The following is a 19,730-nucleotide window of genomic DNA, read 5'->3' on the forward strand; positions in this document are numbered from 1 at the left end:
GGAAAAGAGGAATTCATGTTGACGTCGTTAGCAATTCACCAACCAGACATGAACCGCCGCATAAAAATGACTATTAGTGAGATCCATGTCACGCTGACTCGGGCGAATCATACCCCAACCGTGCCTATACTGCTACGAAAATCACCAAAGAATGGATCGATTGCTGCGATTACTGCCGTTTTATTAACAAAAAGCGCTTAAACGTGCGAAAAGCAGGTGAAATATATTACTAACCCGGTTCACCTCTCATGATTAGCGTGATATTTCCACCCCCAATTTCGATCGAATTTCAGTCATATATTTTTCCGATTTTATTGCATAAAAGTCCCGACTTGAGTTGCAGGGGCAGATTCGAGTAGAGTCGGCACACCGCAATTACATCGATAACACAGGGACAACAGGTGCAACAGCTGGATAAATACAAAGACAACGACCTGACCGAGGTTAAGCAGCTGGGGTTATGGGCCTCCATCGCCGGGCTGGGCTACATCTTCTGGTTGGTCGGAGGCATGGAGATCATCGAACGCCTGGCCTACTACGGGGTCAAGGCCACCGCCGGCATCTACGCCAGCGACCCGGTCTCCAAAGGGGGACTGGGGATCACCATGACCGATTACGGGGTGATCATGTTCATCTTCGCCCTGACTCAGACCACGGTGCCCATCGTCACCGGCGGCCTGTCGGATCGCCTCGGCTATAAAGAAACCATCGCCCTATCAACGCTGATAAAGATCGCCGCCTACCTGATCATGGCGTTTTTCCCCAGTTTTCTGGGCTTTACCCTGGGAGCCATGACCCTGGCCTTTGGTACCGGCATCTTTAAACCGGGCATTCAGGGCACCATGGTGAAGGCGGTGCCCAGAGAGTCCACCACCATGGCCTGGGGCATCTTCTACCAACTGGTGAACATCGGCGGCTTCCTGGGTCCACTGGTGGCGGTACAGCTGCGCCAGCTGTCCTGGGATCACCTGTTTTTCGCCTGTGCCGCCATTATCTCGCTGAACTTCCTGTTTCTGCTGATGTACACCGAACCGGACAAGGACGAGCGCCTGGCCCGAAAGCAGGCGGTGAAGGCCGGCGAAATCAAGCAACAGGCATTGTGGAAAGAGTCTCTGAGAGAGATCCGCAAACCGTTGGTGTTTGGCTACATGTTTGCCTTTTCCGGTTTCTGGTTCATGTTCAACGCCATGTTTGATGTACTGCCGGTACACATCAAAGAGTGGGTGGATACCAGCACCATCGTTACCGACCTGTTTGGCGCCGGCGGCACCCAGAATCCGTTCTGGATCGGCCTGCTGGGACTGAACCACGAAGGCACCCGGGTGATGCCGGACTTCCTGATGAGCGTCAACTCAGTGATGATCGCCACCTGCTGCTTCCTGGTGGCCGCAGGCACCGCCAAGTTCCGCATCATGAGCTCCATGCTGGCCGGTGCCCTGTTCTGTACCGGCGCCATGCTGGTGGTGGGCTTCACCCCCGGCGCCTGGTTTATGATCATGGCCATTGTGGTCTTCAGCCTCGGCGAAATGCTGCTCAGCCCCAAAAAGGGCGAATTCATGGGCAACATCGCCCCGGCCGACAAGAAGGCGATGTACCTGGGCTTCGTCATGCTGCCCCAGGGAATCGGCTGGACTCTGGAGGGCTTTATCGCTCCCTGGCTGTACGACATGTTTGCCTCCAAGGATCGGTTGTCCCGCGACTACCTGGGTGAGCTGGGAATGGCCACCGACCGAATTCAGGGCATTCCTCAAGGGGAGGCGTTCGATCGGCTGGTGAGTTTTGCCAACACCACTCCGGAGCTGATGACCCAGACCCTGTATCAGGCCAACAACATCGGCCTGGCCTGGTACATCATCGCCACCGTAGGCGCCATCTCGGCGGTGGGCATCTACATCTACGCCAAGATGGTGTTCCGCATTCAGAAAGCGGCTAACTAACGCTAAAAAAGCGCATCAAAAAGGGGAGCCTGAGGCTCCCCTTTTTCATATTCAAATGCCAGTTACAGCTTGGCCAGCTGCTCTTCACTGAGGGTGATGTCACTGTTGCGGTTGACCCCAACACCGCGGGCAATAATATCATTGGCAATGGCCTTGGCCTGCTCCAGCGAGTGCATCTCATAGGTCCCGCATTGGTACTCATTCAGCTCCGGAATCTGCGACTGCGACTGCACCGCCAACACATCCTTCATGCTCGCCAGCCAGGCATCGGCCACCTGCGACTCTGCCGGCGTCCCCACCAGGCTCATGTAGAAACCGGTGCGACAACCCATGGGGGAGATGTCGATGATCTCCACCCCGTCGCCGTTAAGGTGATCCCGCATAAACCCGGCAAACAGGTGCTCCAACGTGTGAATGCCCCGCTCCGACAGAATTTCGGCGTTCGGCAGGCAAAATCGCAAATCGAACACCGTGATGGTGTCGCCCTTGGGGGTCGCCATGGTTTTCGCCACCCGCACCGCGGGCGCTTCCATACGAGTATGATCAACGGTAAAACTGTCTAGCAGTGGCATTGGACCATTTCCTTCTATACGTCTAAACGGCTATACGCAAACCATACTCTGACGCCGTGCCGAGATCAATCCTGCTCAATCGGCCCGCGAGCTTGGTTATACGCCTCTTCACTGATTTTATGATAGCGCCGTACCCCCTGATAGAAATTGCGGTAGCTGTCATAGACCTTTTTCATCTGAGGATCGGACGCCGCCTGCTCGGCCACCACCTGTGCTGACGCCTGGCGCAGCGCGTCCAACACGTCGTCGGGAAAACGGCGCAGCTGCACGCCGTGGTCCTGCACCAAAGCCTGCAGGGCATCGATGTTACGCATGGTGTACTCATCCAGCATATCCTGGTTCACCGCCTGGGAGGCGCTGACCACGATGGCCTGCAGATCCACCGGCAGGGCATCGTAGGCCTGCTGATTGACGATAAACTCCAGCGTGGTGCCCGGCTCATGCCAGCCCGGGTAGTAGTAATAAGTGGCGGCCTTATGCAGGCCAAAGGCCAGGTCGTTATAGGGCCCCACCCACTCGGTGGCATCGATGGCTCCGGTCTGCAGGGCGGTAAACAACTCCCGCCCCGGCAGCGTCACCGGCACACCGCCGAGACGGGCCAGCACTTCGCCGCCCAGGCCCGGCAGTCGCATCTTCAAGCCTTTAAAGTCCTCAAGAGAGTTGATCTCCTTATTGAACCAGCCCCCCATCTGCACCCCGGTGTTGCCACCCGCCAACGGCTTAATGCCAAAGGGGGCGTAGACTTCATGCCACAGCGCCATGCCACCACCGTAGCGCAGCCAGCTGTTCATCTCCTGGGCATTCATGCCAAACGGCAATGAAGAGAAAAACTGCGCCGCCGGCACCTTGCCCTTCCAGTAGTAGGCGGCACTGTGACCCATCTCGGCCGTGCCCTGACTAACCGCATCAAACACTTCGAAAGCCGGCAGCAGATCGCCGGCCCCATAGACGGTGATGGTCAGGCGGCCATTGGACATCTGATTGACCCGCTCGGCAAAGCGTTCTGGCGCCATCCCCAGGCCGGGAAAGTTCTTCGGCCAGGAAGTCACCAGCTTCCATTGATGAAGCTGTTGCGGTTGAGTGGCCGCCACCTCCTGATCCTGAGGTTTGGAACAGCCCAGCAGGGCCAGAGTGAGCAGTGCAGTAACCATGACGCGCATTGAGATCCTCCCCGAACGACTTCGCCGCAGGCGGTCGATATGTTGTTGTTGATTGTGTTTAATTATTAACCATATATTTGAGACGGCAACCAGGTGGCCAGAGAGGGCCACAGTGCCAACGCCAACATCATCAGCAGTTGCAGCGCAATAAAGGGCATCACCCCGCGATACAGGGTGAGGCTGTCCAGACCCGGCGGCGCCACCCCACGCAGATAAAACAACGCAAATCCAAACGGCGGTGTCAGGAACGAGGTCTGCAGATTCAGTGCCAGCATGATCCCCAACCACACCGGATCCAGCCCCATCAACATCAGGGTCGGCGCCACCAGCGGCACCACCACAAAGGTGATCTCGATAAAGTCGAGGATGAACCCCAGCAGGAACACCAGCAGCATCACCACCAGAGTGGCGCCGATCACTCCCCCGGGCAAATTGGACAACAGCTCATGAATCAGGCTCTCTCCTCCCAGGCCGCGGAACACCAGCGAGAACATCGACGCCCCGATCAGGATCAGGAACACCATTGCGGTAATGCGAACCGTCTCCTGCAGCGCCGCCGCCAGCACCGTAAGGTTGAGATTGCCCCGTAACCTGGCCAGCACCAGGGCACCGAACGCCCCGACCGCCGCCGCTTCGGTGGGGGTGGCCAGCCCCAGTAAAATCGATCCCAGCACCAGTACGATCAGCACCAGTGGCGGCAGCAGGGCCAACAACACCTGCCTCAGGGCTCCGGGCTGCGCCGCCTGATGATCGGCAGCAAAGCGCTCGGGCTGACGCCACGATAGCCACAGGGTGTAGAGGATGTAGAGGGCCACCAACAACAAGCCGGGGATCAACGCCCCGGCAAACAGATCCCCCACCGACACCGTTCGAGGGCTGAACACCCCGGCCTTGAGTTGCGCCTGCTGAAACGCCGACGACAACACGTCACCCAACAACACCAGGGCAATGGAGGGGGGAATGATCTGCCCCAGGGTACCGGTGGCACAGATGGCACCGGCGCTGAACGCCGGATCGTAGCCTCGCCTCAGCATGGCCGGCAGCGACATCAGCCCCATGGTCACCACGGTGGCGCCGACAATGCCGGTACTGGCCGCCAACAGCGCCCCCACCAGCATCACCGAGATCGCCAGCCCGGCCCGAACCCGTCCAAACAGCTGCGCCATGGCCCCCAGCAGTTGCTCTGCCAACCGTGAACGCTCCAGGATCACCCCCATCAGCACAAACAGCGGCACCGCCAGTAGCGTTTGGTTGTTGATGATGCCAAACAGGCGATTGGGCATGGCGGTGATAAACGCCCAGTCAAACACCCCGGCGGCACTGCCGATAAGGGCAAACCACAGCGCGGTGCCCGCCAGGGCAAAGGCCACCGGTATGCCGGTCATCAGCACCAGACACACCACGACAAACAACGCCAGCGCCATCATGACGACCGCCTCAATTGCCTGAGATTACGCGCCACCTCCACCAGCGCCTGCAGCCCCAGCGTCAGACACAACATCAGCAACAACGATTTCTGCAGATAGACGCCGGGCAGGCCGCCCGCTTCGCCGGAGCCCTCCAGGCGAGACCAGGAGGCGCTGACGTAGGGCCAGCTCAGTATCCAGATGGCCACCAGAGCCGGCAGCAGAAACAGCAATAGGCCGGCCAGATCCACCCTAGCCTGACCACGGGGAGAGAAGTTGCGGTAGAAGATATCGACCCGAACATGGCCCTGATGCTTCAGGGTAAACGCGGCTCCCAGGGTAAAGGCGGCGCCGTGCAGGTAGAGCACCGTCTCCTGCAGGGCAATGGAGCCAACTTCAAGGCCATAGCGCAGCGCCACCACGGCCATGGCACACAACAGCATCACCAGAATCATCCAGCCACACAGCCGCCCCAGGCGTTCACTGAAGGCATCCCCCCACTCGATCCATCTCTGCACCCTGCCCTCCCTTTGCGTTATGACCGGACAGCACCGGACCTCAAGAGTTAACACCTTGATAACAAAAAACGCAGAGGATAGCGAATAAACGCGGAAACGACGGCTTCGGGCAGCGAAGTGTCAACCTAGCTGCTCGCCGCGACAGACGGTCAATCAGGCTGCCAGCGACGGCAGCCTCTGTTTCGCTCAGATGGGATCAGCTCAGCGAGCCGGTGCAGCCCGGTGTGCGCGGGGCTTGTTGCTGCTGCTGCCACTCATCCGGCGTATAGGTGTGCAGGGCCAGGGCATGCAGGCCGGCATCAAACTGGGGCTGCAGCAGGCCATTGATGGTGCGATGACGGGCCAGCAATCGCTGCCCCTCAAACTGAGCACTGACCACGATCAGCTTAAAGTGGGTTTCACTGTCTTTGGGGGTACGGTGCATGTAGCTTTCGTTGATCACCTCGAGGTGAACCGGTGCCAGCGCCTCGTTTACTGTGGTTTCGATGGCCTGTTGAATCGACATTGGGGGACTCCATGGCGTCTGAATGTGTGCCTTGGGCCACTTATACCCTGCCGAGTGGGGGAACTCAACCGCACCGCCAGCAGGGGCATTGGCATCAGTGCCAGAATCCGGGAATGATGTGGCGGAAGGTCAGGCTGATGCGCTCCTGGTCCACCCGCTTTCGAGCCGGTAACTGATGCTTACACTGACGCTGGGCCAGAGGCAACAGCTGCAGCAAGCTGCCGTGAGGCATGGTGAAATCCTGCTGCTGATGATCCTGGCTGCGCAACTGCAGCGGCCGCCCGGCGCCAAGGGAGACGATGGCCACTTGCGGCTGCTGCCCCATCTCGGGCTCGTTATCGCTGTGCCAGCCCATCTTGTCATCCCCGCTGCGATAGCGGTTAGCCAACACGGCATTGAAGCGGGTGCCACAATGCTGCGAGACATTGAACATCAGGGCATTCAGCCAAGGGGGCAGAGGTTGAGGTTTCAGCAGGGTACCGGAATAGCGGTAATCGCACTGGTGTTCGCCCAACCAGCACTGCATGCGCGGGATCTGGTGTCGACGTCCAAACACCTGCACGCTGGGTTGCTCCCAGGGCAGGGCCAGGCATCGCTCAAACAGCTGATCGCTTTGATCCCGAGTCAAAAATTGTGGCCAGTAGCGGGCCAGTTCACTGTCTTTCAGGTACAGCCGCTGCGGCACCTGGGCCTGATCAAGTATCATCTGTCACCGTATTCCTTTACCGGTCTGGCTAGGCTGCCGACGAACGAGCCCGCGTATAGAGGTTCATCTCCTGAGCCAGCACCAGGCTCATGGCCAGGTTTCTGGCGGTGCGTTCCACGTTGGTCTGTGCCTGGGCCAGCGCCTGCTGCAGAGGCACCGACGCCGGTACCACAGGGAATACCGCATCGATGCCATGCTCCAGCACCACATCGCTGTCGTCGGAGACGCAGCCGGCAATGGCGATCACCGGAATGTTCTGTGCCTTGGCGGCCCGGGCGACGCCAATGGGGGTTTTGCCATGAATGGTCTGGCTGTCGATGCGGCCTTCACCGGTAATCACCAGATCGGCGCCTTTGAGCTGCTCCGGCAGCGCCACGGCCTCCATGACGATATCGATGCCCGGCCGCAGTGAGGCGTTCAGCAGCCCCAACAGGGCAGCCCCCAGTCCTCCGGCGGCTCCGGCCCCGGCGGCGTGCTTGATGTCCCGCCCCAGTTGAGTCTTAATCAGATCCGCGTAATGACTGAGGTTGGCATCCAACTGCAGAATCATGTCTTCGCTGGCGCCCTTTTGCGGACCGAACACCCGTGACGCTCCACGAGGGCCGCACAACGGATTATTCACATCGCAGGCCACTTGCAAGGTCACCTGGGCCAGACGAGGATCCAGCCCCGACAGATCGATCTCGGTCAGTCCGGCCAGGGCACCACCGCCAAAGCCGGCGTCATTGCCACACACGTCCAGCATGCGCGCCCCCAGGGCCTGCACCATGCCCATACCGCCGTCGTTGGTGGCGCTGCCGCCAATGCCGACAATCAGGTGGCGAACCCCCAAATCCAGCGCCGCTCGAATCAATTCGCCGGTGCCAAAACTGGTGGTGATAAGGGGGTTTCTCTGCGCCGCCGGCACCAGATGCAGGCCGGAGGCCGCTGCCATCTCGATGACCGCAGTCTGTCCGTCTCCCAGAACGCCAAAGAAGGCATCGACCGGTTGGCCCAGCGGGCCGGTCACCTGTTGATGAACCAAGCGTCCACCGGTGGCATCCACCAGGGACTGCACCGTTCCTTCGCCGCCGTCGGCCATCGGCAACTTGTGAATGTCGGCGTCGGGCATCGCCTGCCGCAGGCCGGTTTCAATGGCACAGGCCACTTCCATGGCATTGAGGCTCTCTTTGTAAGAGTCCGGGGCGATGACAATTTTCATGGCGTGCAATCCTCACAGTCGGCCGACGATTCCCCCGAGAATCCCTGAGGGTAACCATAAGACGGGCCTTCGGCCCTTCCACAGCCGCGAAGCTGCGTCAATTACTATGGCACAGGCGGGAACCTTGTTCTTTGTACGGATGACTGAATATGAGGCGAAAAAAATTCCCCTTTTTTGTGCACTCGCACAATCCAAGTGGGGATTTTGCGCAAAATCAGGCCGATTTTACCCGGGTTAACGGTTCAACATCGCCAGATACAACCGGGTGCGATCGCTAAGGGTGTGGATATCCAGGCCGGTAATGCTGGACACCTTATCGAGGCGGTATCTCAGGGTGTTGCGGTGAATGTGCAAGGTGTCGCAGGTGCGGCTGAGGTCGCAATCCTGATCGAAGTAGTGATGCAACGTTCGCAACAGACTGCCATTGCCATCGGCGGCTTGCAGCAGTTGCAGAGGCTGTTGCAGTTGCTGCTGGCGCCAGCTGTCCGCATTGAGGCCACTGAGCAACACCGGCAGGATATGATCCTGATAGAAAAGAACCTCACCATGATCACCGGCGGCATCCAGGGTGGCTTTGGCGGTTTGGTAGGAGCGGGCCAGCCCTCTCAGGCCGGGGAAAAACTCCCCCAGGGCGATGCGGATTCGAAACTGGTCTTCGCCGCTGATCCGTTTCATCAGCTTATCCACTCGCTTACGTTCGTTCTCCACCGACCAGCCTTCATCGGTCAACTCCACCGGCTTGAGCACCACCACTTCGTTGTCGGACACCGACGAGATCGCCACCAGGTTGTCTCGCTGTGGGTACTCCAGCAACTGCACCAACCGCTGCAGGTGATGGTGGGACTGGCCATCGCGGTTGTATGGAAACACTTTGACGATGGCGGCGATACGAGGCTGAGTCAGGTCCAGCTGCAACCGGTCGGCCACCGACAACAACTGCGACTCATTGAGGCTCTGACCATGGGTCAGGCTGAGCACCAGCTCCTCACGATGGCGCTTGCTCCACTGAATCTGATCCATCAGCGCCGCCTGCTCCACCACCAACTCGGCGGTCATCTTTACCAACTCACCGTAGTTGCTGACCTGCTCCGGCTTACCGGAGATGCCCACCACGCCGATGGGCTTACCCTGGAACAAGATCGGCAGGTTAATGCCCGGCAGCACCCCTTTGAGGCTGGCCGCCATGGCATCATCGATCTCCAACACCCGGTTGTCTCCCATCGCCAGGATGGCCCCTTCGTGGCGCTGATTGAGCCGGCGCGGATCACCGGAACCGATGATCCAGCCATTTTCGTCCATCACCACCACCGAAAACTTGATGATCTTCATGGTGCGTTCGACGATCTGTCGGGCAATGGTTTTGGTCAGTTGCATAGAGATTTTGAGTTGTTGAAGGACCCGGCCAGTGTGCCATGTGCGCCGGTCAGCGGCAATCGCTTCCCGGTCGAGCGCCCATTAAGCGCAGTTTGCCGTTTGGCGCCCCGGCCGACTTCTGCGACAATAGCGCCACCTACACTCTTTCCACGCCGCCATGTCCGAGACCCTGACCCTGGAGTCCCTCAACCTGAGACTCCGCCGCTTCCCCGACACCCAGCACAGCGACTTGCTCGCCTGGGATGCCGCCGATGAACTGTTGATGCTCAATGCCCTGCCCGACGTCAGTGGCCCGTTGCTGATCATCAATGACCACTTCGGCGCCCTGGGCTGTGCCACTGCGACACTCAATCCACTGTGGGTCAACGACTCATTCGTTGCCCATCAGGCACTGAAGCAGAACCTGGATCTCAATGCCCTGCCCCGGCCCAGCCATTGCCTGGCGGATCTGCAACCGCCGCAGGCCCCCATCGAACAGGTGTGGCTGAAACTGCCGCGCAATTTGCGCTACCTGGAGTACATTCTGGACTGGCTCAATGGCCACCTGCCCGAGGGCACCAAGGTGATCATCGCCGCCCGACTGAAAGAGATGCCCACCACCCTAAAAGGGCTTACTGAAGCCTACCTGGACGAGATTCAACCGTCCCGAATCCGCAAGAAGGCCCGTCTGCTGACGGGGCGGACCAGTGGCCGCCGCGCCACCAAGACGCTAAAGCAACGCTGGAGCGCCGACGATACCGGCTGGCAACTGGACAACTACCCCAATGTCTTTTCCGGCAACCGTCTGGATCTTGCCGCCCACCTGATGCTGCAACACATTCCCGGCGGTCATCGGCAGATCATCGACCTTGGCTGCGGTAACGGCGTGCTGTCTCTGGCGGCGGCCCGGGCCAACCCGGACGCGGTGGTACACGCGGTGGACGAATCCTGGCATGCGGTTAAAAGCTGTGGCGACAACCTGGGCCGCTACCTCGAACCGGGACAATTCCAGACCCATTGGGACGACTGCCTGACCCACTTCGATGGCGACAGCGTCGACCTGATCCTGTGCAATCCGCCGTTCCACCAACAGCAGGCCATCACCGATCACATCGCCTGGCAGATGTTTCGCGACGCCAAACGCACCCTGGCGCCCGGCGGCCGCTTAAGAGTCATCGGCAATCGCCATCTGGGCTACCACATCAAACTGATGCGGTTGTTTGGCAAGGTGGAAACCGTGGCAGCCAACGCCAAATTTGTTATTCTCGATGCCGTTAAACACTAACCACCTCACCAGTTAGGGACCCCTATGAACAAAATTCTGCTCATCGCCGCCGCCCTCCTGCTCGGCGGCTGTGCCTCGACCCCCAACACTCTGATTCTGTCTCCGGATGCCCCCATGGTCGCCAGCCACAGCCCCCAAGGCCAACTGCGGATGGAAACCGTCGATCATCGCAGCGAACAGTACCTGGTGGAGATTCGCAGTGGCGACGGCGCCGCTCAACTGCTGAGCCCGGCCGAGCCCCCTAGACAACTGCTGGACAACGGTGTGCGCAACGCCCTGACCCGAATGGGCTTTGACATTAACCCCGCCGCCAATACTCGAATGACCCTGTCGCTGGACCGACTGGTGATGGAGGTGAATCAGACCACCTTTAAGCACGACGCCAACAGCCAGTTGGACGCCACCGTGTTCATCGACAACAACGGCCGCCAGCTGACCAAACGCTTTACCGTGCGCAGCAACTTCAACGGTCCGCTGAAACCGGACATGGCCCGCATCGAGCGCGAAATGAACGACCGCCTGACTCAGTTGATGACCGACATCGTCACCGACGCCGAAGTCCAACAGTACCTGCAATAAGGAGATGGCAAGGATGCGAACCCTGATCCCCCTGCTGCTGTCACTGTTCATCGGATCGGCCTGGGCCGATGCCATACAGAGTGACAATCTGTTCCCTCGGGTACAGATGCAGACCAGCAAAGGCACCCTGATCGTGGAACTGGATCGTACCCGGGCACCACTAACGGTGGACAACTTCCTCACCTACGTGGTCAACGGCGACTACGACAACACCGACTTTCATCGAGTGGTGGCCGGGTTTGTGGTTCAGGGCGGAGGCTACCGCGCCGATGGTGACGCCATCGCCGAACGGGCCACCATTTTCAATGAATCCGGTAACGGCTTGTCCAATGAGTACGGCAGCATCGCCATGGCACGGGAAAATGCGCCCCATACCGCCAGCAACCAGTTCTTCTTCAACCTGGACGACAACAGTCGCCTCGACCCGTCGCGGCGCCGCTGGGGATACGCGGTATTTGGCTCGGTCAGCGAAGGACTGGAGGTGCTCGACGCCATGGGCGAAGTGTCCACCGAATACGATCCGGACATGGGGGCCGACAGCAAGCCAGTCGAACCCCTGCTGTTGATCAAAGCCACCCTGTTACCGGAACAATAAGCCGATGATCGATCGCCTGCAGCAGCGCTTCGGCGCCTTTTCCGTCTATCTGCACAAGCGGGTATTGGTGCTGCTGGCGCTGGGGTTCTCTTCCGGCCTGCCACTGATGCTGGTGTTCGGCTCACTGTCTTTCTGGCTGCGGGAAGCGGGCATCGACCGCACCACCATCGGCTTCCTCAGCTGGGTGGCCATGGCCTACACCGTCAAGTTTTTGTGGGCACCGGTGGTGGACCGAATGCCGCTGCCGTTGGCAACCCGGCTGTTTGGCCGTCGCCGCAGCTGGATGCTGCTGTCGCAGTTGGGACTGGTCCTTGGCCTGGCCGGCATGGCCAGCTCCGATCCAACCCAGAACCTGACGGCACTGGTGGGCTTTGCCCTGATGGTGGCGCTGTGCTCGGCCACTCAGGACATCGTCATCGATGCCTTTCGCATCGAAACCGCGCCCGAAGAGATGCAGGGCGCACTGGCCGCCGCCTATCAAACCGGCTACCGCCTCGGCATGATGCTGGCCACCGCCGGCGCCCTAGCCATCGCCGCCTGGGCCGGCGGTGATGATGGGTACAATCCGGTGGGCTGGCAAACGGCCTACCTGGCCATGGCTGCCGCCATGAGCGTCGGCATCATCGCCACCTTGTTGGCCAAAGAGCCTGAGATCAACCCACAGCGATTGCAACTGGAGTCCCTGGACACGCTGGAGCGGCTGCTGCACCTGCCGCCACGGTTGCAGCGGTTGCTGATGTGGGGCTACACCGCCGTCGTCTGCCCGTTTAAGGACTTCTTCCAACGCTTTGGCCGCCAGGCACTGCTGATCCTGCTGCTGATCGCCTGCTACCGCATCTCCGACGTGGTCATGGGGGTAATGGCCAACGTGTTTTACGTCGACATGGGCTTCTCCAAGGCCGAGATTGCCACCATCTCCAAGGTGTATGGGGTGATCATGACCATGGTCGGCGCCGCCGTCGGCGGCGTGCTCATCGCCCGTTTCGGGACCCTGAAGATTCTGTTCGCCGGGGCTCTGGCCGTGGCCCTGACCAACCTGCTGTTTTCCCTTCAGGCGCTGGTGGGCTACAACACCACCTTACTGACGGTGGTAATTGCCGCCGACAGCTTCAGCGCTGGCATTGCCACCGCCGCCTTCATTACCTACCTGTCCAGCCTGACCAATGTGGCGTTTTCGGCCACCCAGTACGCGCTGCTGTCTTCGATGATGTTGCTGCTGCCCAAATTCCTGGCGGGCTTCTCCGGGGCCCTGGTGGACGCGGTCGGCTATCCGAGCTTCTTCCTGCTGTGCTGCTTGCTGGGGCTGCCGGTGCTGGTGCTGATTGCCCTCACCGCTCGCCATGGCAGCACCGGGCCGGCGCCGGAGGCCGACGCTCCCCAGCAACAGTAATGCCGTCACAGGGCTTTCCTTTGCTGGCCAAATCGGATTAAATTCATCCAATAAATTCATAAGATTAGGTGTCTTAGCCCCTAGTCCCACCATCACCCTGGAGTCGTAATGAATCGTCAGTCCCTGGGAATCGCATTCATGGTACTGTTATTGAGTGCCTGCTCCCTCGTCGAATACAACACCAATGACAAAACAGTCTCCAGCAGCCTAGTCAGTTTCCTCTACCCGGATGAGCAGAGCCGGGTAGAGCATCAGCCAGCGTTGCCCAGGTTAACCCTGCCGGTAAAAGTCGGCTTAAGCTTCGTCCCCTCCAGCAGCTGGCACGACCAGGCCCTGAGCGATGCCGAGCAGATGGCGTTATTGGAACAGATCAAAGACGCGTTTACCCAGTACGACTACATCGATCGGATTGAGGTGATTCCCAGCACCTACCTGAAGGCCGGCAAAGGCTTCGAGACCCTGGACCAGCTATCACGGCTGTATGACATCGATGTCATGGCACTGGTGTCCTACGACCAGATCACCAAGAGCCAGGAAAACACCGCCTCACTGCTGTACTGGACCATTGTCGGCATGTACCTGATCGAAGGCAACGACCACTCCAGCCAGACCTTCGTCGACACCGCCGTGTTTGATATTCGCAGCCGTACCCTACTGTTTCGGGCGCCGGGCCTGAGCAAGCTGGACGCCAGCTCCACCGCTGTGCACCGCAAAGGCGAACTGGACAAGCTGTCCATGGAGGGCTTCACCCAGGCCGTGGCACAGATGACCGTCAATCTGGACAAGGAACTGCACCGCTTTGAAACTCGGGTGAAGGAGGAAAAAATTGCTCAGGTAGAGACGAAACCGGGCTACAGCGGTGGCGGCCTGGGTGGGGTCGTACTGCTGGCCGGAGCCCTGCTGGTTGGCTGGCGACGCCACGGCCTGATCCCCTGATCGGCACCGCGACTGGCAATGGGCCAGCATCGCCGCGGATCACACCACGCCGGCATTGCGCCGGCGTGGTGCCTGTTGCCTTAAGCGAACAGGAAGGAGTACAGGAACCCGGCGCCGATGGCCATGGTCAGAATCACGGTGACAAAGGCTACAATCATTTGATTCTTAAAGATCGATTTCAGCAGAATCACCTCGGTCAGGCTGGCTCCGGCACTGCCGATGATCAACGCCATCACCGAACCCAGCGCCATCCCTTTGGCCACCAGTGCCGAACTCAGCGGAATCACCGCCTCGGCCCGAATGTACAGCGGAATACCGATGACGGCGGCAACCGGAATCGCGTACCAGTTACCGGCACCGGCGTACTTGGCAATCAGATCGGTGGGAATGAACCCATAGATCAACGCCCCCAGCGAGATCCCCAGCATCAAGTAAGGAAACACCTGCTTGAAGTCTTTCCAAGTCGCATGCCACAGACGCAGCCAGCGATTTTCCTTAACCACCTCGACACTGCCACAGGCGGTCGCCGTGCCGCAGCCGCCAGTAGCCACCGTCACCTGTGGCTCGGAAGACGCGCAGCAACTGCTGGTCGCCTGAGGTGCCGGGGCACTGTCACAGCAGCCCCCGCTGGTTGTCTTGGCGGCCGGTTCGCCACAACCACCGCTGGTGCCGCAACTGCTGCCACTGCCGGCGGCTTCATAGGCTTCCGGCTTCACATAACGCTCAAAGCCCAGTTTCTCTAACAGGATCCCGGCAGTGACCGACACCGCCATGGCCACCACAAAGTAGAACGCCGCCACCTTGATGCCAAAAGTCACCACAAACAGGCCGATGATCACCGGATTCAGCAGCGGGCTGGAGAACAGAAATACCATCATGGGTCCAAAACCCGCCCTGGCCCGAAGCAACCCTTTGAGGAACGGGATGGTGGAGCAAGAGCAAAACGGGGTAATGGAACCCAGCAGCGCCGCCACGATGTAACCCTTGCCCTTACGGGAACTCAGAATCGACTGAATCTTTTCCGGAGTCAGAAACTCCTGCAGCACGCCGACCAGATAGCTGATCACCAGGAACAGGATGATCAACTCGGTAGCAAGAAAGGCAAACATGTTGGCCGCCTCTTTGGCCATGGTCATAAACTCGGGACTCATAACAAGCTCTCAATCATTTCGAATAATGTCGAAATATTAGACCTGCCTAATATCGCCGTCAAGCAATTATTTCCATTAATATGGAATTGTTCATTATGAGATTGAAATTCTGTCGAATAAAATGTGGGTAAATCCCCCGAACACCCTCGGCGACCTGTCGGAACATGACCCCCTCAACAGTGACCCCGACGAAAATACCGTACACTGGTGGCCATGAACCCGATCGCCTTAACACCCCGTCGCCATGACTAACTGGATTGCCGCAACCTTGCTGGCCTTGCCGCTGTGGCTGGGCATGAGCCATGCAACGCCCCCCTTGCAAGGCATGCTGCTGTTCGCCCTGGCGATGATTCTGTGGAGCAGTCGCTTGCTGGGTGAATTGCCCGGCATTGTGCTGATTCCGGCCCTGGCGTTGGCACTTGGATTGATTCACCCCGCCGACATCGCCGATATTCTGTTATCACCGGTGCTGGCCATCTTCATCTTCGGCTTTACCTTTGCCACCCTGAGCCGGGAACAACAATTGGATCGTCTGACCCTGTCGCTGTTAAGCCGCTACTCCGGTCACAGCGAACGCCGAGCCTGCTACCTGCTGTTCGCCATGACCGCGCTGATCTCTATGTGGACCAGCAATGTGGTGACCACCGCCTTAATGCTGCCCCTGGCAATGAGTATCGCTCTGACCACGCCCAGTCAGCAGCAGGTCCACAAGACTCATTATCTGGGCATTGGCGTGGCCTTCAGTGCCACACTGGGTGGCATGGCTACCCAGGTGGGCAGCTCCACCAGCCTGATCGCCAGTAATCTCAGCGGACTCGACTTCATTGGCTGGTCCACCCTGGCGCTACCTGTGGTGGTGGTGTTGTGGCTGTTGATGCTGGTGACCCTGGAGATCCAGTTTCGACCTGAATTCAACCCCAACATGTCACTGCCCGAAGCCACCGCCATGACCCGGTCACAGCGGTGGACCTTGAGCATTGTGCTCGTCACTCTGATTATCTGGGTCGCCGGCGCCATCGCCCTCAGAGGGCAGACCCGCATCTACGGCCTGGTGCCCCTGATCGCCGTGCTGGCTTTGCTGGCCAAGGGGCTGGTAAGCCCCATGAGCGTCGTGAAGTCGATAAAATGGCGGGTGGTCAGCATCTTTGTCAGTGCCATTACCCTGGGAAAGGTGCTGCACAGCAGTGGCGGCGGCGAGTTACTGATGCAATCAGTATCGCCGCAGGCCTCGGCGCTGCCGCTGCTGGCCCAATTCGCCCTGTCACTGGCCATCATCGCTGTGGTCACCGAGTTTATGAGCAATGTCGCCAGTGCTTCTCTGCTGGCGCCGCTGTTGGCGTTGTTGCTGCTGCCTCAGGGGGTCAGTCAGGAACAGGTGGCATTGTTGGTGGGGATCGGCTGTTCCTTTGCCTTTGTGTTGCCCAGTTCCACCCCCACCAACAGCTTGATTCTGGCGTCGGGAGCGGTGTCCCCGTCCAGACTCATGCAGGTCGGCCTGAGGTACAAGTTAGTGGCCGTCTGTTTACTGCTGCTGGTGCTATACGCCGTTGGTGTCCGCCCTTAGGCTGGCTTTTTGGATACATCACAACTGTCCAGAAAGGTGTCCATCAGTGGCGTCAGATTGGCCTGCTTGTAGATGACGTAGATGTGCCTCGACTGTGTCTCGGTGTCGGTAGCCACTTCCACCAGTTCGCCCCGCTCCAGCTCAGCATCGACGGACAACAGCGGTAACACACTCAGGCCAAGGCCGGTGCCCACCGCCCGCTTAATGGCCCCCATGGTGTTCATGATGATCTCATCCTGAACCGTCACCCCCAGCCCCTTAAGCAGATGCAAAGACTCAATGCGGGTGGCCGAATCCTCCTCATCCAGAATCCAGGTCGCGGCAGACAAGTCTGCCGCAGTGGCTGGCCGGTGGGCCAATTTATGCCCAGGCGCCGCGACCACACATAAGCGGTCACTGCGCCAGCGAATGAACTCCAGATCTTTGCTTTTGGGAGGGCGGCCGATAAACGCCAGATCCAGCTCATTCTGAGTCACTAACTCTTCGATGGCGGTGCTGGAAAGAATTTTGAGGCGAGTGTTAACCGAAGGGTACAGCATTTTGAAATGAGGCAGCTTTTTAGACAGTACGTAATTGCCAGAGGTCTTATTGGCGCCAATACTTAAAGTGCCGCCGATGCCTTGAGCTTGCTCCTTAAACAGCTTCTCCAGCTGCTGCACTTTATTCAGCACCGTATTGGCGTAGGTCAGCACCAGAGTGCCGGAATCGGTGATCACCAGCCCGGACGCGGTTCGCTCAAACAGACGAGCCCCCAGTGAAGACTCCAACTCCTTCAGGCTCATGCTCACCGCCGGCACCGACAGATGCAGTTGCCGCGCCGCCTTAGACAGCTGACGACCGTCACAAATGGCCTTGAACACCGTCAATTGCTTTAACGTAATTCTCATGACTCTCCCTCACCTTTGCCTACAGTGTATCCAGCCCCGTGCCAATGCGCTGCGGCAACCCTCACGCAGGCTAAAAAAAGCGGGACCCTAGGTCCCGCTTTCGTCGATGTGATGATGATGTTCTGAGTTACTTATCCTTGGCAAAGGCCGCCGCATGGGCACCGGCCCGGCGACCAAAGACCACGGTATCGGCAATGGCATTGCCACCCAGGCGGTTATAGCCATGAACCCCGCCAGTGACTTCACCGGCAGCATACAGACCTGGAATTGGCCAGCTCTGCAGGTTCAGCACTTCGGACTCATCGCTGATGGCCACGCCGCCCATGGTATGGTGAATGCCCGGTGCCACCTTCACCGCATAGTAAGGAGGTTTGCTCAAATTCAGTGGCATGTCTTCACGGCCAAAGGCCTCGTCCTTACCCTTAGCCTGGTAACCATTGTAGGCGGTCACGGTTGTTGGCAGATCCTTCATACCGGTGATGCTCGCCAGCTCCTCGACGGTGTTGGCTTTTGACAACATGCCCAGGTGGTCGTAACCCCGTACCATCTTCTTCTTTTCCACCAGTTGCTGGTCAAACACCAACCAGGCGTATTGATCCTTCTGCTTCAAAATGGCGTCAGACGCCCGGTCACGGGTGGTCAGTTCACTGATAAAACGCTGACCATCGGTGTTGACCATAATTGCTCCCACACCTCGCACGGTCTCGGAGATCAGGATGCGACTGTCCTTACCGATGGTCGGGTGCGCCTGAATCCAGTCGATGTCGGTCATGGACGCACCGATCTCCTTGGCCAAGGTGATGCCATCACCGGTGGCGGTGACGTTGTTGGAGCTGGTCATATCGGCGAAAGTAGGCCGGTAGTAGGCGATCATCTCTTTATTCATGCCGTAGCCACCGGTAGCCAGAACCACCGAGTCGGCCGCCACCATGCGGTAGCCAGAGTGCTTACCGTGCACCACCACCCCGGCAATGCTCTTATCGTCGTTCAGCACCAGCTTTTCTACCCGGGAGTTAAGGCGCACGTCGACATTTTCACGTTTGGCCGCTTTACGCAGGGTGTCAATGATGTGAGGGCCGACACTGGCACCGCCGGAAGGCCGGTGAGTCCGCTCAACCCGGGCACCGCCAGAGCGCTTCAGGTCATCCATGTTGGCACCCAGAGACTCCAACCACTTGATGCCGTCCGCCGACTCCTCGGCCATGATCCGCACCAACGACTCATCATTTTGATAACGCCCCCCTTTCATGGCATCTTCGACGAACCAGTCGATGCTGTCCTTGATCCCTTTTTTCTGCTGCTGCGGCGTCATTACCGCATTGAAGCCACCGGCAGCCAGCATGGAGTTGCCACCGGAGTACGGCGCCTTTTCAAACAAAATGACCTTGGCCCCCGCCATTTTGGCGGAGATGGCGGCGTTGAACCCGGCACTGCCGGCACCCACGACAATCACGTCGGTGGTTTCTACCGGGCCTTTGTCGATGGCTTTCTGAATCGCGTCCTGATCCCACTCAGCGTCCCAAGCTGGCTTTGCTTTGGCGTCGGCAAACGGCATCGACTCGATGTCGAAAGAGTGACAGTCGTTACATTTAAACACCGGCTGTTCGTGTGCCTTATGGCAAGAGCTGCAATTGATGTCACCCAGGTGAGAAGAGTGAGGATCGAACTCCAGTTCACTGTTGGCCAACTCCTCGTAGCCACCGTGACACTCTTTACACTGAGTGTTCTCATGGGTTTCGCTGTCGGCAACCTTGCCAATGGGCTTGGCATGGCAAGACTCGCAACTGCCCATGTCAGCATGAAACTGTGCCAGCGAATCCGCACCAGCAGAAGCGGTTGCGGACAAACTCATCAGCACGGCGGCGACCGATAAACAGGATAATTTAATTTTCACAGTAATAACCTTTCCAAGCAGGGTTTCTGAATTCATTTTTAGAATACCCGTACCACTAAAGGGATAAACTTGACCGACTTCAAACTCCTTC

The 19,730-nt window shown here is 58.9% G+C and carries 18 protein-coding genes; 7 read left to right on the forward strand and 11 right to left on the reverse strand.

What is annotated here, in order from left to right; genetic code table 11:
- Positions 1 to 401 precede the first annotated feature (401 nt).
- Positions 402 to 1,937, forward strand: a complete 1,536-nt coding sequence (locus H598_RS0105560; RefSeq protein WP_028112131.1) for an MFS transporter — start codon at positions 402 to 404, stop codon at positions 1,935 to 1,937.
- 62 nt (positions 1,938 to 1,999) lie between these two features.
- Here the strand turns inward: H598_RS0105560 and luxS are convergent, their stop codons facing one another.
- From luxS to H598_RS0105600, 8 genes are all read right to left on the reverse strand, one after another.
- Positions 2,000 to 2,509 carry an S-ribosylhomocysteine lyase gene (gene luxS / locus H598_RS0105565; RefSeq protein ID WP_028112132.1) on the reverse strand — a complete coding sequence of 170 codons (510 nt, stop codon included), beginning with the start codon at positions 2,507 to 2,509 and terminating at the stop codon, positions 2,000 to 2,002.
- A gap of 65 nt (positions 2,510 to 2,574) precedes the next feature.
- On the reverse strand, positions 2,575 to 3,669 hold the full coding sequence (locus H598_RS0105570) for a TRAP transporter substrate-binding protein (protein ID WP_035415473.1): 1,095 nt from the start codon (positions 3,667 to 3,669) through the stop codon (positions 2,575 to 2,577).
- A 65-nt stretch (positions 3,670 to 3,734) separates the two neighbouring features.
- Positions 3,735 to 5,093 (reverse strand): TRAP transporter large permease, encoded by a 1,359-nt coding sequence (locus H598_RS0105575; RefSeq protein ID WP_028112134.1) that lies wholly within the window; start codon positions 5,091 to 5,093, stop codon positions 3,735 to 3,737.
- Positions 5,093 to 5,593 (reverse strand): TRAP transporter small permease subunit, encoded by a 501-nt coding sequence (locus H598_RS0105580; protein ID WP_028112135.1) that lies wholly within the window; start codon positions 5,591 to 5,593, stop codon positions 5,093 to 5,095. The genes H598_RS0105575 and H598_RS0105580 overlap by 1 nt, the downstream gene beginning before the upstream one ends.
- A 196-nt stretch (positions 5,594 to 5,789) precedes the next feature.
- Entirely contained in the window at positions 5,790 to 6,098 is a 309-nt protein-coding gene (locus H598_RS0105585; RefSeq protein ID WP_028112136.1) for a BolA family protein, read from the reverse strand.
- A 94-nt stretch (positions 6,099 to 6,192) separates the two neighbouring features.
- The gene (locus tag H598_RS0105590; protein WP_035415477.1) at positions 6,193 to 6,804 is read right to left on the reverse strand and encodes an alpha-ketoglutarate-dependent dioxygenase AlkB family protein; all 612 of its coding nucleotides are present in this window, start codon (positions 6,802 to 6,804) and stop codon (positions 6,193 to 6,195) included.
- Between the two features lie 28 nt (positions 6,805 to 6,832).
- Entirely contained in the window at positions 6,833 to 8,005 is a 1,173-nt protein-coding gene (locus H598_RS0105595; RefSeq protein WP_028112138.1) for a glycerate kinase, read from the reverse strand.
- Between the two features lie 234 nt (positions 8,006 to 8,239).
- Entirely contained in the window at positions 8,240 to 9,379 is a 1,140-nt protein-coding gene (locus H598_RS0105600) for a sugar diacid recognition domain-containing protein (RefSeq protein WP_028112139.1), read from the reverse strand.
- A gap of 157 nt (positions 9,380 to 9,536) precedes the next feature.
- Here H598_RS0105600 and H598_RS0105605 point away from each other — a divergent pair, with 157 nt between their 5' ends.
- The 5 genes from H598_RS0105605 to rhlP all read left to right on the forward strand — a co-directional run bounded on the left by H598_RS0105605 (position 9,537) and on the right by rhlP (position 14,143).
- On the forward strand, positions 9,537 to 10,643 hold the full coding sequence (locus H598_RS0105605) for a methyltransferase (protein ID WP_028112140.1): 1,107 nt from the start codon (positions 9,537 to 9,539) through the stop codon (positions 10,641 to 10,643).
- 24 nt (positions 10,644 to 10,667) lie between these two features.
- The gene (locus H598_RS0105610) at positions 10,668 to 11,222 is read left to right on the forward strand and encodes a YajG family lipoprotein (protein WP_028112141.1); all 555 of its coding nucleotides are present in this window, start codon (positions 10,668 to 10,670) and stop codon (positions 11,220 to 11,222) included.
- Between the two features lie 13 nt (positions 11,223 to 11,235).
- The gene (locus H598_RS0105615) at positions 11,236 to 11,817 is read left to right on the forward strand and encodes a peptidylprolyl isomerase (protein WP_028112142.1); all 582 of its coding nucleotides are present in this window, start codon (positions 11,236 to 11,238) and stop codon (positions 11,815 to 11,817) included.
- A gap of 4 nt (positions 11,818 to 11,821) precedes the next feature.
- On the forward strand, positions 11,822 to 13,207 hold the full coding sequence (locus H598_RS23430) for an AmpG family muropeptide MFS transporter (RefSeq protein WP_035415479.1): 1,386 nt from the start codon (positions 11,822 to 11,824) through the stop codon (positions 13,205 to 13,207).
- A 108-nt stretch (positions 13,208 to 13,315) separates the two neighbouring features.
- Complete coding sequence (rhlP, locus tag H598_RS0105625; RefSeq protein ID WP_028112143.1) at positions 13,316 to 14,143, forward strand: rhombotarget lipoprotein; 828 nt, start codon at positions 13,316 to 13,318, stop codon at positions 14,141 to 14,143.
- An 80-nt stretch (positions 14,144 to 14,223) separates the two neighbouring features.
- Here the strand turns inward: rhlP and H598_RS0105630 are convergent, their stop codons facing one another.
- Positions 14,224 to 15,294, reverse strand: a complete 1,071-nt coding sequence (locus tag H598_RS0105630; protein WP_028112144.1) for a permease — start codon at positions 15,292 to 15,294, stop codon at positions 14,224 to 14,226.
- Positions 15,295 to 15,538: 244 nt separating this feature from the next.
- On the opposite strand from H598_RS0105630, the gene H598_RS0105640 reads away from it, so the two are divergent.
- Positions 15,539 to 16,858: an SLC13 family permease gene (locus H598_RS0105640; RefSeq protein WP_028112145.1), complete on the forward strand. Its 1,320-nt coding sequence runs from the start codon at positions 15,539 to 15,541 to the stop codon at positions 16,856 to 16,858.
- Here the strand turns inward: H598_RS0105640 and H598_RS0105645 are convergent.
- On the reverse strand, positions 16,855 to 17,745 hold the full coding sequence (locus H598_RS0105645) for a LysR family transcriptional regulator (RefSeq protein ID WP_028112146.1): 891 nt from the start codon (positions 17,743 to 17,745) through the stop codon (positions 16,855 to 16,857). The two genes, H598_RS0105640 and H598_RS0105645, sit on opposite strands and share 4 nt — an antisense overlap.
- Positions 17,746 to 17,872: 127 nt before the next feature.
- Positions 17,873 to 19,639, reverse strand: coding sequence for a flavocytochrome c (locus H598_RS0105650; protein WP_028112147.1), 1,767 nt, complete (start codon positions 19,637 to 19,639; stop codon positions 17,873 to 17,875).
- Positions 19,640 to 19,730: the final 91 nt, after the last annotated feature.

This window comes from Ferrimonas kyonanensis DSM 18153 (assembly GCF_000425405.1).
GTDB classification, from domain to species: domain Bacteria; phylum Pseudomonadota; class Gammaproteobacteria; order Enterobacterales; family Shewanellaceae; genus Ferrimonas; species Ferrimonas kyonanensis.

Bases quoted from the DNA above. Each gene is read 5' to 3' on its own strand.
- luxS (WP_028112132.1), bottom strand. From the start codon at position 2,509: ATGCCACTGCTAGACAGTTTTACCGTTGATCATACTCGTATGGAAGCG.
- H598_RS0105570 (WP_035415473.1), bottom strand. From the start codon at position 3,669: ATGCGCGTCATGGTTACTGCACTGCTCACTCTGGCCCTGCTGGGCTGT.
- H598_RS0105575 (WP_028112134.1), bottom strand. From the start codon at position 5,093: ATGGCGCTGGCGTTGTTTGTCGTGGTGTGTCTGGTGCTGATGACCGGC.
- H598_RS0105585 (WP_028112136.1), bottom strand. From the start codon at position 6,098: ATGTCGATTCAACAGGCCATCGAAACCACAGTAAACGAGGCGCTGGCA.
- H598_RS0105590 (WP_035415477.1), bottom strand. From the start codon at position 6,804: ATGATACTTGATCAGGCCCAGGTGCCGCAGCGGCTGTACCTGAAAGAC.
- H598_RS0105595 (WP_028112138.1), bottom strand. From the start codon at position 8,005: ATGAAAATTGTCATCGCCCCGGACTCTTACAAAGAGAGCCTCAATGCC.
- H598_RS0105600 (WP_028112139.1), bottom strand. From the start codon at position 9,379: ATGCAACTGACCAAAACCATTGCCCGACAGATCGTCGAACGCACCATG.
- H598_RS0105605 (WP_028112140.1), top strand. From the start codon at position 9,537: ATGTCCGAGACCCTGACCCTGGAGTCCCTCAACCTGAGACTCCGCCGC.
- H598_RS0105610 (WP_028112141.1), top strand. From the start codon at position 10,668: ATGAACAAAATTCTGCTCATCGCCGCCGCCCTCCTGCTCGGCGGCTGT.
- H598_RS0105615 (WP_028112142.1), top strand. From the start codon at position 11,236: ATGCGAACCCTGATCCCCCTGCTGCTGTCACTGTTCATCGGATCGGCC.
- H598_RS23430 (WP_035415479.1), top strand. From the start codon at position 11,822: ATGATCGATCGCCTGCAGCAGCGCTTCGGCGCCTTTTCCGTCTATCTG.
- rhlP (WP_028112143.1), top strand. From the start codon at position 13,316: ATGAATCGTCAGTCCCTGGGAATCGCATTCATGGTACTGTTATTGAGT.
- H598_RS0105630 (WP_028112144.1), bottom strand. From the start codon at position 15,294: ATGAGTCCCGAGTTTATGACCATGGCCAAAGAGGCGGCCAACATGTTT.
- H598_RS0105640 (WP_028112145.1), top strand. From the start codon at position 15,539: ATGACTAACTGGATTGCCGCAACCTTGCTGGCCTTGCCGCTGTGGCTG.
- H598_RS0105645 (WP_028112146.1), bottom strand. From the start codon at position 17,745: ATGAGAATTACGTTAAAGCAATTGACGGTGTTCAAGGCCATTTGTGAC.